This window comes from Pseudomonas sp. NPDC087639 (assembly GCF_044743385.1).
Taxonomy (GTDB): Bacteria; Pseudomonadota; Gammaproteobacteria; order Pseudomonadales; family Pseudomonadaceae; genus Aquipseudomonas.
In genome coordinates, this window is sequence record NZ_JBIUWI010000031.1 from 50,057 (window position 1) to 63,937 (window position 13,881).

Annotated in this window: 11 protein-coding genes, 1 tRNA gene and 1 pseudogene; 3 read left to right on the plus strand and 10 right to left on the minus strand. The window is 60.7% G+C overall.

Translation table 11 applies throughout. The features are described 5' to 3' along the window. Positions 1-9 precede the first annotated feature (9 nt). Together pfkB and ptsP are read right to left on the minus strand one after the other, a co-directional pair. Positions 10-951, minus strand: a complete 942-nt coding sequence (gene pfkB / locus ACIOVB_RS15010; protein WP_187676732.1) for a 1-phosphofructokinase — start codon at positions 949-951, stop codon at positions 10-12. Then, positions 951-3,812: a phosphoenolpyruvate--protein phosphotransferase gene (ptsP, locus tag ACIOVB_RS15015; protein ID WP_401268897.1), complete on the minus strand. Its 2,862-nt coding sequence runs from the start codon at positions 3,810-3,812 to the stop codon at positions 951-953. The genes pfkB and ptsP overlap by 1 nt, the downstream gene beginning before the upstream one ends. A gap of 305 nt (positions 3,813-4,117) precedes the next feature. Between ptsP and cra the strand changes: the two genes are divergently transcribed. Beyond that, positions 4,118-5,113 carry a catabolite repressor/activator gene (gene cra / locus ACIOVB_RS15020; protein ID WP_187676730.1) on the plus strand — a complete coding sequence of 332 codons (996 nt, stop codon included), beginning with the start codon at positions 4,118-4,120 and terminating at the stop codon, positions 5,111-5,113. A gap of 3 nt (positions 5,114-5,116) precedes the next feature. Continuing rightward, positions 5,117-5,893, plus strand: coding sequence for a TatD family hydrolase (locus ACIOVB_RS15025; protein ID WP_401268899.1), 777 nt, complete (start codon positions 5,117-5,119; stop codon positions 5,891-5,893). A 16-nt stretch (positions 5,894-5,909) separates the two neighbouring features. Here ACIOVB_RS15025 and ACIOVB_RS15030 read toward each other — a convergent pair whose 3' ends face one another. The 5 genes and pseudogenes from ACIOVB_RS15030 to ACIOVB_RS15050 all read right to left on the minus strand — a co-directional run bounded on the left by ACIOVB_RS15030 (position 5,910) and on the right by ACIOVB_RS15050 (position 11,750). After that, positions 5,910-6,839: a methyl-accepting chemotaxis protein gene (locus tag ACIOVB_RS15030; protein ID WP_401268914.1), complete on the minus strand. Its 930-nt coding sequence runs from the start codon at positions 6,837-6,839 to the stop codon at positions 5,910-5,912. Continuing rightward, positions 6,816-8,006 (minus strand): annotated as a pseudogene (locus ACIOVB_RS15035) (methyl-accepting chemotaxis protein); the annotation flags it as partial. The pseudogene ACIOVB_RS15035 and the gene ACIOVB_RS15030, both read right to left, overlap by 24 nt. 99 nt (positions 8,007-8,105) lie before the next feature. Beyond that, on the minus strand, positions 8,106-8,945 hold the full coding sequence (ampE, locus tag ACIOVB_RS15040) for a regulatory signaling modulator protein AmpE (protein WP_401268902.1): 840 nt from the start codon (positions 8,943-8,945) through the stop codon (positions 8,106-8,108). Further along, entirely contained in the window at positions 8,942-9,502 is a 561-nt protein-coding gene (gene ampD, locus ACIOVB_RS15045) for a 1,6-anhydro-N-acetylmuramyl-L-alanine amidase AmpD (RefSeq protein ID WP_187676726.1), read from the minus strand. Before ampD ends, ampE begins: the two co-directional genes overlap by 4 nt. 64 nt (positions 9,503-9,566) lie before the next feature. Beyond that, the gene (locus ACIOVB_RS15050; RefSeq protein WP_401268904.1) at positions 9,567-11,750 is read right to left on the minus strand and encodes a DUF1631 domain-containing protein; all 2,184 of its coding nucleotides are present in this window, start codon (positions 11,748-11,750) and stop codon (positions 9,567-9,569) included. Positions 11,751-12,029: 279 nt separating this feature from the next. On the opposite strand from ACIOVB_RS15050, the gene nadC reads away from it, so the two are divergent. Continuing rightward, positions 12,030-12,878, plus strand: a complete 849-nt coding sequence (gene nadC, locus ACIOVB_RS15055) for a carboxylating nicotinate-nucleotide diphosphorylase (RefSeq protein ID WP_401268907.1) — start codon at positions 12,030-12,032, stop codon at positions 12,876-12,878. Positions 12,879-12,929: 51 nt separating this feature from the next. Here the strand turns inward: nadC and ACIOVB_RS15060 are convergent, their stop codons facing one another. From ACIOVB_RS15060 to ACIOVB_RS15070, 3 genes are all read right to left on the minus strand, one after another. After that, positions 12,930-13,235, minus strand: coding sequence for a DUF6388 family protein (locus ACIOVB_RS15060; protein WP_401268916.1), 306 nt, complete (start codon positions 13,233-13,235; stop codon positions 12,930-12,932). A gap of 229 nt (positions 13,236-13,464) precedes the next feature. After that, a tRNA-Thr gene (locus tag ACIOVB_RS15065) sits at positions 13,465-13,540 on the minus strand. A gap of 131 nt (positions 13,541-13,671) precedes the next feature. Then, positions 13,672-13,881 (minus strand): S1 RNA-binding domain-containing protein (locus ACIOVB_RS15070; RefSeq protein WP_401268909.1); only part of this gene is annotated, 210 nt, incomplete at its 5' end.

A 13,881-nucleotide genomic window follows, 5' to 3' on the forward strand; every position in this document is an offset into this window, starting at 1 on the left:
CAAACCCTCTTATTGTTCTGTCAGGGGGCGCACGCGCACGCCCTGTTCGAGCTGCGCCAGTTGCGCGGCGTCGTTGATGCCAAAACCGATCTGGGTCACCGCCATTGCGGCAATCGCCGTGGCCGTGCGCAAGGTTTGCTCCGGCGTGTCGGCACTGAGCAAACCGTGGAGCATGCCGGCCAACAGTGAATCACCGGCACCCACGGTGCTGGCGACGCTGACCTTTGGCGGCGAGGCATGCAGCGCCGAGCCGACGCTGAACCAGTTCACGCCGTCGGCGCCGTGGGAGATCACCACGTGTTCGATGCCTTGCCCGTGCAACTGCGCCGCTGCGTGCGCCTCGGCGGCGTGGGAAACCACTTCGCAACCAAGCGCATCGGCCAACTCTTCCGTATTCGGTTTGATCAGCCACGGACTGGCCTTGAGCGCTTCGCGCAATGCTTCACCGCTGGAATCGAGGGCGACTTTCAGTCCGAGGGAGTTCAGCCGTTCGATCAGTTCGCGCAACCACTGTGCAGTCACGCCGCGCGGCAGACTGCCGGCGACCACGACCGCGTCGTGCCCCGGCGCAATCTGCACCAGACGATCAAGCAATGCCTGCTGCGCCGCTGCATCGACCACCGGCCCCGGGCCGTTGATGTCGGTGATACGGCCATCGCGCTCGGCGACTTTGATGTTGCTGCGCGTTTCGCCCGGTACACGGACAAACGCATCGACAAAGCCACGCTTGGCGAACAGGGTCTCGAACGCTTGCAGATTGTCTTCGCCGAGAAAGCCGCTGACTGTCAGTTGATGGCCGAGGTCGGCCAGCACCTGCGCGACGTTCACGCCTTTACCGGCAGCATGGGTGTGCATCTCATCGCTGCGGTTGACCTGACCGGCAGCCAGTACCGGCAGCTCGACCGTGAGGTCCAGCGCCGGGTTGAGGGTCAGGGTGAGAATCTTGGCCATTACAGGGCCTCCACTAATGCACGCACTTCATTGGCGCAGCCCACGGTGAGGGCTTGTTGAGCAAGGGTTTGCGCCTGGGTCAGGCTGATTTCGCGGATGCGCGCCTTGACCTCGGCAATGCTGCGGCCGGACACGCTCAACTCATCGACACCGAGACCGACCAGCACAGGTACTGCCAACGGATCGGCTGCCAGCTCACCGCACACGCCGACCCATTTGCCATGGGCATGGGCCGCGCGCACGGTGATGTCGATCAGTTGCAGCACCGCCGGGTGCAAGCCGTCAGCCTGGGCCGACAGCGTCGGGTGACCACGGTCGATGGCCAGGGTGTATTGAGTCAGGTCGTTGGTGCCGACGCTGAAGAAGTCGACTTCCCTGGCCAGCACCGGCGCGAGCAACGCGGCGGACGGCACTTCGATCATGATCCCCAGTTGCAGATCGGCGACCGGGATTTCCAGACGCAGACGTTCGGTCATGTCGCGGGCCTGACGCCACTCTTCGACACTGCCGACCATCGGGAACATGATCCGCAATGGGCGGTTATCCGCCGAACGCAGCAAGGCACGCAATTGCGCTTCCATGATCTGCGGACGCTGCAAGGTCAGGCGAATGCCGCGCACGCCGAGGAACGGGTTTTCTTCCTTGGCAATCGGCCAATAGGGCAGCGGTTTGTCACCGCCGACATCCAGCGTGCGCACCACCAGCGGTCGACCGGCGAGGCCGTCGAGGACGCGGCGGTATTCGGCTTCCTGAGTCGCCTCGTCCGGCGCCTGCGGGTGGGCCATGAAAATCAGTTCGGTGCGCAGCAGACCGATGCCTTCGGCGCCCTGCTCCACCGCACTGATCACACCGGCGCTTTCGCCGATGTTGGCGAACACTTCCACGGCGTGACCGTCGGTGGTGTGCGCCGGTTGATGGCGTTGTTCGGCGGCTGCTTTGAGGCGTTGTTCGCGGGTGTCGCGTTCTTCGGTGGCGCGTTGCAGGGTCGCCGCATCGGCGTCGACATGCAGACGACCGCGTTGGCCGTCGAGCAGCAGCGGCGTACCCGGCGCCAGCAGCAACACCGCTGCACCTGCGCCGACCAGCGCCGGAATGCCGAGGGCACGGGCGACGATGGCGCTGTGCGCGGTGGCGCCACCGCGAGCAGTTAGAATCCCTGCCACTCGCGCCGGATCGAGCCGCGCCACGTCGGACGGGCCGACTTCGTCCATCACCAGAATGTACGGCTGCTCTGGCTCGTTCGGCGTCTGCACGCCACATAGTTGCGCCAGCACCCGGCGGCCGATATCACGCAGATCCGCCGCCCGTTCGGCGAGCAAGGCGTCCTGCAGCGATTCCTGCTGTTTGGCTGCAGCTTCAATCACTGCCATCCACGCCGCTTCAGCGCTTTCGCCTTGCTTGAGGCGCGTGTCGACTTCGTCGGTCAGTTCCGGGTCGTCGAGCATTTCCTGATGGGTGATGAAAATCTCGCGAATGGCTTTGGCTTTGCTGCGTTCGATCAAGCCTTGAATGTCGCTGCGCACATCGCTCAGCGCTTGCTTGAGACGCTCGCGTTCGATGCCGGCGGATTCGCCACGCAGCGGGTATTCGATAGTTTGCTGCACTTGAATGTGCGCCGGGCCGATGGCGATGCCCGGTGCAGCGGGAATCGCTTGCAACTGAGTGCCGGACGCCGGAGCGATCACGACTTCGGCGATATCGGCGATGACTTCGCGTTGCTGACTCACGGCCGGTAATGGCTCGACCTCTTCGCCAAGACCTTCTTCGATGGCCGCAAGCAATGCCGGCAACGCATCGGCAGCGATGCTTGGCTCGGCGATCAGCTCCAGCACCTGACCACGACGGGCGCCGAGGCTGAGCAGTTTGCTCAGGCTCTTCACCGACACGGCGCTGTCCTGACTGTCGACGATGCGTACACGAATCTCGCCGTCAAAACTCTTCGCCAGTTGCGCCAGGATTTTCGCCGGACGCGCGTGCAAACCATGGGCGTTGGCCAGCGCGATGCGTGCGCTCGGCCAGTCGGCAGGCAACTCGCCGCCGAGCACTTCAAGGACTTTGCGGCTGCTGGTGGCGCGGCCCAGTTCATGGCCGCGACCTTCGATCAACAATGCGCAGAGGCGTTCAAGCAGCGCCTGATGGGCTTCGCCGAGGCTGGCCAGGCAGAACAGACCGCTCAGCGGCTGACCGAGGTAGCGTATTGGTTTGTCCGGGGTGACGAAGGCCAGCCCCGGACGCTTCACGGTTTGTTCGCTGTGCAGCCACCACAAACCATCGCCCAACGGCAGCGCTTCGACTTGCTGCAACACGCCGGCAAAACCGTTGCTCACGCAATCAGCCTGACGCAGCAGACGCGCCCCCCGCCAGACCAACTCTTCGAAATCGTCGGCAGCGACACCGAGGCCGATCATCTGTGCGTCCAGCGCCAGTTCCTGCGGCGCGCCTTGCAGCAGTTTCAGCAGCGCTTCGGGGGAACTGGCGCGACGCAGGGCCTGGCCCAGATCGGTCTCGCCGAGGGCACGGGTCAGCAGTTGCAACAGGCGCAGGTGTTCGTCGGATTTGGCGGCGATACCGATGGCCAGATAAACGATCTGGCCGTCGCCCCAATCCACGCCCTCGGGAAACTGCATCAGACGCACGCCTGTGGCGAACACCTGATCGCGGGTTTCGGGCGTACCGTGGGGAATGGCAATACCTTGACCGAGAAAGGTCGAGCCCTGGGCTTCGCGGGCCTGCAGTCCGGCCAGGTATCCGTCGGCGACCAGTCCATCGGCGACCAGATGATTGGCCAGCAATTGCAGAGCAGCGGGTTTATCCACAGCCGATTGGCCCATGGATATCTGCTCTATAGTGAGCTCGAGCATGCGATCTCCTTTTTGGCACATGAAGGCGCCAGGTATTGTTTTGGATGGTTGCAGCTTAGGCGCTTGTCAGCCTCCTTTTCAGGGGCAGTTTTGGCGGTTTCACGGCAGAACCGGCCAAAAGCGTCTAAAACGTAGAAAATACGCTTGCTGAAACGTTTAATCTAGATTGATCGGCACGTTACTCGATAATGTCTCATCGTTGAAGTCCAACTTGTCGGATGCGTTGCGACAATGGTCGTCTGCCCGAATCGGGTAGGATTGGCGAAAATCTCGCCGTACGCTCGAAAAAACAAGGAAATACCGGGTTGAAACTCAGTGATATCGCGCGGTTGGCCGGAGTGTCCGTGACCACCGCCAGCTACGTCATCAATGGCAAGGCCGCACAGCAACGCATCAGCACCGCCACCGTCGAGCGGGTGCGTGCGGTGGTTGAGCAACACGGCTTCACGCCCAATCCACAAGCGGCCGGGTTACGCAGTCGGCATACCCGCACGCTGGGCTTTATCCTGCCGGATCTGGAAAACCCCAGTTACGCGCGGATCGCCAAACTGCTGGAACAAGGTGCGCGGGCGCGCGGCTATCAGTTGCTGATTGCCAGCTCCGACGATGCGCCGGATAGCGAACGCCAACTGCTGCAACTGTTCAAGGCGCGCCGTTGCGATGCGCTGATCGTCGCCAGTTGCCTGCCGGCCGGGGATGACAGTTACCGCCAGTTGCAGGCCAAGGGCCTGCCGATCATCGCCATCGACCGGGTCATGGAACCCGAGCATTTCTGCTCGGTGATCAGCGACGACCGCGAGGCCAGCCTGCACCTGACCCAGAGCCTGCTCGATCCTCAGTTGAAGCAGATCGTCCTGCTTGGCGCCCGCCCTGAGCTGAGTATCAGCCAGGAGCGGGCCGCCGGGTTCAAACAAGCCCTCGTCGATTTCAAAGGCGAAGTGCTGGTCGAGCATGCCGAATCTTTCAGCCGCGAATGTGGCAAGCAATTGATGGAAGAACTTCTGCAACGTCTGGGGCATTTGCCGGACGCGCTGGTGACGACTTCCTACGTGCTGTTGCAGGGCGTGTTCGACGCGTTGCATGACTTCCCGCTCAAATCCCGTCCACTGCGCCTCGGCACGTTCGGCGACACGCAGTTGCTCGACTTCCTGCCGCTGCCGGTCAACGCCATGGCCCAGCAGCACCAGTTGATCGCCGACAAGGCGCTGGAACTGGCACTGGCCGCCGTCGAACAGTCGGAATACAAGCCAGGCGTGCAAGCCATCGCGCGTACCTTCAAGCAGCGTATTCACCGGGACTGAACCGTGGAGCTGATCGACAGCCACACCCACCTGGACTTCCCCGACTTCGACGCCGACCGTTCGCAGTTGCTCGCCGAAAGCCGCGCCCTCGGGGTGCGGCGGATGGTGGTGCTGGGGGTCAGTGAAGGTAATTGGCAGCGGGTGTGGGATCTGGTGCAGAGCGATCCCGAGTTGTACGCGACGTTCGGTCTGCACCCGGTTTATCTCGATCAGCATCGCCCCGAAGATGTAAAGGCACTCGGCGACTGGCTGACGCGGCTGCGCGGACATCGGCAGTTGTGTGCGGTGGGCGAAATCGGTCTGGACTACTTCATCGAAACCCTCGGCCGCGAGCGCCAGCAGGCGCTGTTCGAAGCGCAACTGCAACTGGCGGCGGACTTTGCATTACCGGCGCTGATTCATGTGCGCCGCAGCCACGCGGCGGTGATTGCCACGCTCAAACGTTTTCGTTTGAAGCGGGCCGGGATCATCCACGCCTTTGCCGGCAGTCGCGAAGAGGCGCGCGAGTACATCAAACTCGGTTTCAAACTGGGTTTAGGTGGCGCGCCGACCTGGCCGCAGGCGCTGCGCATGCATCGGGTACTGGCGGATCTGCCGCTGGATTCGATCGTGCTGGAAACCGATTCACCGGACATGGCGCCCGCGATGTTTCCCGGTCAGCGCAACAGCCCGGCGCATCTGCCAGCGATTTGTGCAGTGCTCGCGCAACTGATGAATATCAGCGCGCAGCAATTGGCTGCTACCAGCACTGCCAACAGCTGCGAAGTGTTCGGCTGGTAAGTTAGCTGCGTACACGCTACACGCGGAAGGCGCTGATCAGCTGTTTCAGTTCCACCACCTGCGCCGACAAAGCCCGACTCGCATCTTCAGTCTGATGCGCGCCCTGCGCCGTGCGTTCGCCGGCACGGTTGATCTCGACGATGTTCTGGTCGATGTCATGGGCCACCGCTGTCTGCTGCTCCACCGCAGCGGCAATCTGCTGGTTCTGGTCGACGATCATGCCCACCGCGCCAAGGATGTTTTCCAACGCCTGCTGAACCTTCTCCGACTGCCCGACCGTGCCGTTGGCCATCTGATGGCTGATGCCCATGGCCTTCACCGCCGCACCGACGCCGCCGTGGAGCTTGGCGATCATCTGCTCGATTTCTTCGGTCGACTGCTGCGTGCGTTTGGCCAACGTGCGCACTTCATCCGCGACCACGGCAAAACCGCGCCCCTGCTCCCCGGCGCGAGCGGCTTCGATCGCAGCGTTGAGTGCCAGCAGGTTGGTCTGTTCGGCGATGCTCTTGATCACTTCCAGTACGCGGCTGATCGACTGGCTGTCACTCGCGAGTTGATTGATCACCCGCACCGATTGATCGATCTCGCTGGCCAGCGCGGCAATGCTGCCCTGCTGCGATTCCACCAGACCACGACCATTGACGGTCTCGTCATTCACGCTGTGGGCGCTGCTCACCGCCGCTGCGGCACTGCGCGCCACCTCCAGTGAGGTCGCCGACATCTGGTTCATCGCCGTGGCCACTTGTTCTATCTGCGTGCGCTGCCCGGCAACGGCCTGATTGCTTTGCGCCGAGACATTTTCAACCTGCGCGGCCTGACGCTCGACTTCGCCAACGGTGTGGCCGACGCGCTCGATCAAGTCGTGAATTTTCCTCACCGTGCCATTGAACACTTCGCCCAACTCACCCAGCTCATCACGGCTGCTGGCCTTGAAGTTGACGGTCATGTCGCCGGCTGCAACCTTGTCCATCATCGCGCCAAGGCGTTTGAGTGTGGTGCGAGTCGAAGCGTAGAAACCGCCGTAGAGATAGAAAATCAGCACAAACACCACCGACAACGCCACAGCTTGCAAGACCATGTGCGTGCGGTTTTGCGCCAGACGCTGCTGCAATTGCGTGTCGAGGAATTTCAGGGAGGCTTCGTCGAGCTGGTAGGTCTTGTCGATCAGCCCGGTGATCTGGTCGTAAAAGGCCTGCCAAGGTGCGTCGAGGGTGTCGGCCATCACCACTTGCTCTTCGAACAATTCGCTGGCCTGTTTAAGCGACGCTTTACTCGTCTCGGCCTGAGCGCTGAGTGTTTCGTGCGCCGCTTTGCTGGAGCCGAGGGCGTCCTGTAGCTTCAGGCCATATTCAGCTTGAAGCTTTTCGATCTGCACCAGCAGTTCATCAAAACGGGTGCTCGACGAACTGTTGAGAAAACCCTGCCCCAGCGAATACGAACCCATCGCCCGGCCTTCGCCGAGGGTCTGGGTAACGGCCGGTGTTATCAAGGTAACGAGTTCGCTGAGCTGACGGATGTCACCCTGATTGTCGCGACTCAGGCCAGCCTGACCGGTGATGATCTGGCTGAAAATCTGCGCACTGGCCAGCAACTTGCCGATCAAGGCACTTTTGCTTTGCAGGGAGTTTTCCGCTTGCTGGGCTTTGAACGCGGCAATCATTTCATCGCGTTTACCGTCGAACACCTTGATCTGCTCAGGATCGTCGGTCATTGCCGTCAGCCCTTGCAGGCGCGCCAGAACGGCTTGTTCGAGGGTGCTGATCTGCGCTTCGACATTGCCAGCCTTGCCGGACTGGCCGAGGGTGACGTTGATCTGCACCAGGTTGTTGAGGGTTTCCAGATCCCGACGCAGGCTCAGGCTGCTGCCCAGCAGGTCGAGGCTTTGCAGCTCGACGCGGGTGCCCTGAAATTCGCGATAGGAATCGCGCACCAGATAGAAATTGGTCACCAGCATCGGCACCAGGAACAGCACGCTGATCAGGCTGAACTTCATGCCGAAGCTCAGACGGTTCATCAGCGAGACGGCGGGATAGAGCAAGCTCTTCACTGGAAGTCTCCCTTGGTTTTTCTTGTTTTTATTGGCAGGCGCGCAGAGACAGCAGATAGCCACCATCGGGCGCTATCTCTGTATAGCTCAAATCGGAGGGAGGTTTTGTAACTTAAGGTTAACGGTGGCGTGTGCCGAGGGAGTTTGCTCCCTCGGCACCATCAATCAGTGAATCAGCACCGTCCACAAGGCAAACCCGGCATACCACAGCACCGCCGCGCGCAGCAGCAATTCCCACAGGCAATCGAGGGTGTTGATGCCTTCAGGCCCAACGGCAGGAGCCGGGATCTCCCCCGCTGCCAATCCGACCTTGTTGATCAGTTGCGCAGCACTGATGTTCCAGTTCAGCAACTCATGCAGCATCACTCGGCTGACCGCGACGAAGTTGCCGACCAACGCAAAACTCGCCGCCAGCAAGCGCACAGGCACCCAGTCGAAGGCGTGGCGCAGTTGCGCGGCACGCTCGACCAGCGCCGGGTTCTGACCGTGCTCTTCGGCCAGCGCCAACAAGCGATAGGCCAGCGCCGCCACCGGGCCGAGCACGAAATACCAGAAGATCACCGCGAAGAAGCTCTGGTAGGCCTGCCACAACAGATGCCCCTGCACCCGGTCGAGCAATTGCTCGCCGCTGTCGGCGCAGATATCCAGATCACGCTTGGCCACATGCGCCGCCGCTTGCAGATCCTCACGCCGCCAGGCATCGCGGAACGGCCCGAGCCCGCCGAGCAAGTCACCACGCCCCAGGCTGTAAATCACCACCAGCAAATGCACCGGCAGGGCCAGCAGGCCGTATGCCACGGGTTCCAGCACTACCAGCAACAGACCCAGCAACGCCACCGGCAGCAACACCAGAATCGTCAGCACCAGCCAGGGCTGTTTGGCCAGACGCTCGCTGCTTTCGAGTTTGTTCAGTTCGCGGATCCATCCGCCATCGCGTTGAACCCGATGGCGCAAGGCCGAGAATTTCTCGATCCAGACCGCCAGCAGTAACACCAGAAAACTCATTGTCCTTCCTCTTGTGCCAGGGCCGCGCGGTAACGCGCCCAGTCGAATGCCGGGCCAGGATCGGTCTTGCGCCCGGGTGCAATGTCGCTGTGTCCGCAAATACGTGCGCCGGTGATGGCCGGAAATGCGCTTTGCAACTGGCGGGTCAGCACGGTCAGCGCCTGATACTGCGCGTCGGTGAACGGCAGATCATCGGTGCCTTCAAGCTCGATGCCCACAGAAAAATCGTTACAGGTTTCGCGCCCCTCGAACATCGACACGCCCGCATGCCACGCCCGCTCAAGACAGGAGACAAACTGGGTGACCTTGCCGTCACGTTCGATCAGAAAATGCGCCGAGACCCGTAGGTCGGCAATCCCTGCAAAGTAGGGATGTTCGGTGACATCCAGACGATTCTGGAAAAATTCCTGCACCTTGCCGGTGGCGAACTGCGCTGGTGGCAGGCTGATGTTGTGGATCACCAACAGGGAAATTTCGCCCGCAGGGCGTTCATTGAAGTTGGGCGATGGGCAGGCCTGCACCCCGTGACACCACCCGCTAGCGGGATCCAACTGCATACCGATTCCTTCAACGCCGACTGTGTTGGCGCCCAGTATGCCGTGATCGGCCCCCGGCGCGCGATCACTTGGCGCGATTGAGTCGTCGCAGATTGCCAAGCACCGACTCCAGCGCGCGGTCGAACAGCAGGGTGTCATCGAGCGCGCGCACCGCACCGCGCTGGAATTCAATGGCCAATCCGATGCGGCTGCGCTCCAGCACTTTCATCCCGGTGCGGTCGACAAAGACGTATCTGTCGGTGACGTCGATGATCGCCGCGAGTTTGCAGCGCAGGGTGTGTTCATCTTCTTCCTGAAACACTACCCAACTGCCCACACGCAGTTGATCGACCTGTTGCAGGCCTGCGTCGTCGCGGGACGAGGGCGCCGATGCCAGCGCCATCACGCCTTCATCTGCGGTTTGCAACCGGATCTGCTGCGACACCTCGATCAGCGCCGGCGCCGCTTCATCGGCCACAGTTGAAGGTTCAAGCACCCGTACGTGAAGCGCTTCCAGCTCGCTGAAGAATTCGCTGGTGGCAAACGGATCGAATGCCGATCTGCTCAAACCATCACGCAGCGATTTCAGCAACCCCGGTACCAGTGCCAACAAACGCATGCCGGACTCGGTATCGTCATGACGCTGCACACTCCAGATCAGTTGTTCCAGAGTCTGCACATCAGCCTGCCACTCGGCAGACTGCTCGCCATGCTTGAGGCCGGTCAGCAGCAGCACTTTGCTCCAGGCGTTCTGGACGAATGTCACCACCGACGGTGGCAGGACTTTGCCCAACAGTGCCTGATTCAAAGCCTGCTCGACCCGTCGACGGGCCAGCTCGGTTTTCGCCCGACCTTCTTCGGCATCCCGCAGACGCTGTTCGAGCAACTCGCTGCGACGGCGTTCATCACTGGTGAAGGCGAGGAAGTCGGCGAGCAATTCGGAAAAAATCGCCGGATCATCGACAAAGTCTGTGAGCAAGCGCTGCACCACCTGCTCGATTCGCAGGTACAAGCTGTCACGCGCCTCACCATCGCAATCACCCCAACCCATCGCCGCTTCGGCAATTTCATTGAGCAAGCGACGCGCCGGATGGCTGCTGCGACTGAAGAAACTCTTGTCGAGCACCGCCACCTTGAGCATCGGAATCTGCAAACGGGCGATCAGTGCCTTGAGCGAGTCCGGGACATTGCGATCGTCAAGAATGCAGTCGAACACCATGGCAATCAGGTTGATCACGTCTTCATCAGCGCCGCCGACGATCCGCGATTTGCCACTTTTGACGCTGACCCGCGTAAGCAGCTGTTCGAGCTGGTTACGCAGATCGAAGTCGTCCTGTGAAGCCAGCGCCGGCACATATTGCTGCAAGTGCGAGAGCAGGCGCAGCAGGTCGCGGGTGGAGATGGGTTGAGCCGCAGCGCTCGGCTCCAGAATCGGCGCAACGCTGCCGCGCACGTGCAACAGCAACTCCTGCAACGCGGCAAAGACTTCCTGCACACCTTCGTCTGCTGGCGGCGGATCGTTACTTTCTTCGCTGTTCACGTCGGCCACTGCGCGATCGATAGCGCGACGCGCGGGTACCGGTTTCAATTCGGGCAACACGCCGGTGGCGCTGAGCAACTGATTGGCTTCGGCATACAGCTGTTCGGTGTCCGCCAATACATAGCGTTCGAACAGTTTGAGCAGGATCAGCTTGACCTTGATCTCCACGCCCAGGTTGCGCCCGGCCTGAAGGAAATATTCGCAGAGCAGCGCCGGTCCGAGCGGGTTGTGCTGGTCGTCGAGGGGATTGCCGAGCAATGCACTGAGACGCGCGGTCAGTTGATCGAGCGCGAAGCCATCACGCTTGAGCACGCGGCCGACCATGGTCTCTACGGCCACATTGCGCTCCATGTCATCGGTGCGCGGCGCGGATTCTTCGTATAGCAAAGTGCGCGGAAGCGCGTTGTGCGCAGAATCGTTTTGAGTGAGGCCGACAAAAGCCTCGAAGAACTGCTCAAGAAAGCCGCGCTCGATGTTTTTGCGCTTGAGGCGCAGGTCGCGCATGGCTTCGAAGAAAATGTTCTGTTCGACGTCGTTGCGCGCCCGGTCGGCCATTTCGAACAGGGTGTCGTCGGCGTTGTCGAACAGCTCCTGCAGACCGTGGCGCAATTGCTGAGCAGCCTTGTCGCGAACCTGAAGCAGAATCACAGGCAGGCGGGCGAGCGGCGAATGATTCGCCTGATCGGTAGCGGCCTTGTGCAAAGGCACTACTTTCCCGTCTTTGTGCATCCAAGCCTCCTGAAACGGTGATTCTTTCGTTGATCAGCAACATCGATGGCAACGTCAAAGCTATGACGTCAAACGCAAGGCGAATTATCTTGCAAAAGTTATCCCCGGCGCCATAGGCGTCAGGGTTTCCCCTATGCCCCGGACGCCTTCCACTGACCACGTGCGAACACTGTTTGCTCAAAGAAAATCGACCAGATGCAGTCAAGCAGGCGAGTTATCGCCTTGGGTTGGCTCGTGCCATGCCCCTATAATCGAATCACTTTGTTTGTGGAGCCCGTTATGCCGAATCTACGTCTCGCCGATTTGACCGCCGAAATCGAAGCCAACGTGCGCCGTGCGTTGCTCGAAGACATCGGCAGCGGCGACATCACCGCGCAACTGATCCCGGCCGAACGCCTGGCCAAAGCCACCATCATCACGCGCGACGACGCCGTCATCTGCGGCACTGCTTGGGTAGATACGGTGTTTCGCCAGCTCGATCCGCGTGTGGCGGTGCATTGGCAAGTGGTCGATGGCGAGCGGGTCAAACCCAATCAGCCACTGTTTCACCTGGAAGGCCCGGCCCGTTCGCTGTTGACTGGTGAGCGCAGCGCCCTGAACTTCCTGCAATTACTCTCGGGCGTGGCAACCCGCGCGCAGTATCTGGCGGACTTCGTCGCCGAAACCCAGGTCAAGCTGCTCGACACCCGCAAGACCCTGCCAGGCCTGCGTCTGGCGCAGAAATACGCCGTGACCTGCGGTGGCTGCCACAATCATCGCATCGGCCTGTACGACGCCTTTCTGATCAAGGAAAACCACATCGCTGCCAGCGGTGGCATTGCGCAAGCCATTGAAGCCGCGCACAGGATTGCCCCGGGCAAACCGGTGGAAATCGAAGTGGAAAGCCTGGATGAGCTGAAAGAAGCTCTGGCGGCCGGCGCCGACATCATCATGCTCGACGAACTGAGCCTGGACGACATGCGCGAAGCGGTGCGCCTGAACGACGGCAAGGCCAAACTGGAAGCCAGCGGCGGGATCAACGAAAGCACACTGTTGCCGATCGCCGAAACCGGAGTGGATTACATCTCGATTGGTGCGATGACCAAGGATGTGAAGGCGGTGGATCTGTCGATGCGTCTGAGCCTCTGAAGACTGCACGCCATAAGAAACGCCAGCCTGGTTGAGGCTGGCGTTTTTGTTTCAAACCACCAGATTGTTCGTCTCGCAGTACTCTTCCCACTCGACGCCCAGTATGTCGGCAGCCTCTTTGTGCAATACGAGACGCTGAGCCTCGAACTCTTCAGGCGTGCTGGTGTACTTGAGCGTCAGTTCCCACGGCTGCAAACCCTGAGCCTCGGCTTCATCTTCGAATGCCCACTGGATCTGGTCTTTCTGATCATCGGCACTCAAGTCCTTGATCTCTGCAGCCAACTGAGGCGACTCCAGGAGATACTTTTTGAGTGCTTCTTCGTGTGTTGCTTCTTGGGTCAATTCTTTCGCGGTCATGGCGTTCTCGCTGATCTTAGGAATGGAAGATGGATCTGGATCATCAAGGATCTCTCTGACGCGGTTAGCCCGGCCTTCGGAACCATTCGGGATCATCTGAAAACTGCTAAGCGATGCTCATGCAGGCACCGAATATAGGACGTTTGCATGACGAATTACACGGCTCTTTACATCTCTTGCACAAAAAGCTGACCTGCGGAACATGAATCGGAGGGTGAAATTGCGGAGGTGGTGCCCGAGACAGGAATCGAACCTGCGACCTTCGCGTTACGAGTGCGCTGCTCTACCGGCTGAGCTACACGGGCGGTGGGCTAAACCTAGCACCGGTCCTGGACTCCGGCAACTTGACTGGGGCACTGTTGCTTTACAGCAGACAAAAAAATGCCCCACCGTTTCCACGGTGGGGCATTTTTATTGCGCTAAAGCGTTCGGGTGATTAAACGCCCGAAGCCTTGGCCGCTGCCACGTCTTTGATGGACAGCTTGATACGGCCGCGGTTGTCCACGTCCAGTACCAGCACTTCCACTTCCTGGCCTTCTTTCAGGATGTCGGTCACTTTCTCAACACGAGGGTCTCTCAGCATCGAGATGTGAACCAGACCGTCCTTGCGCGGCAGGATGTTGACGAATGCGCCGAAGTCGACGAT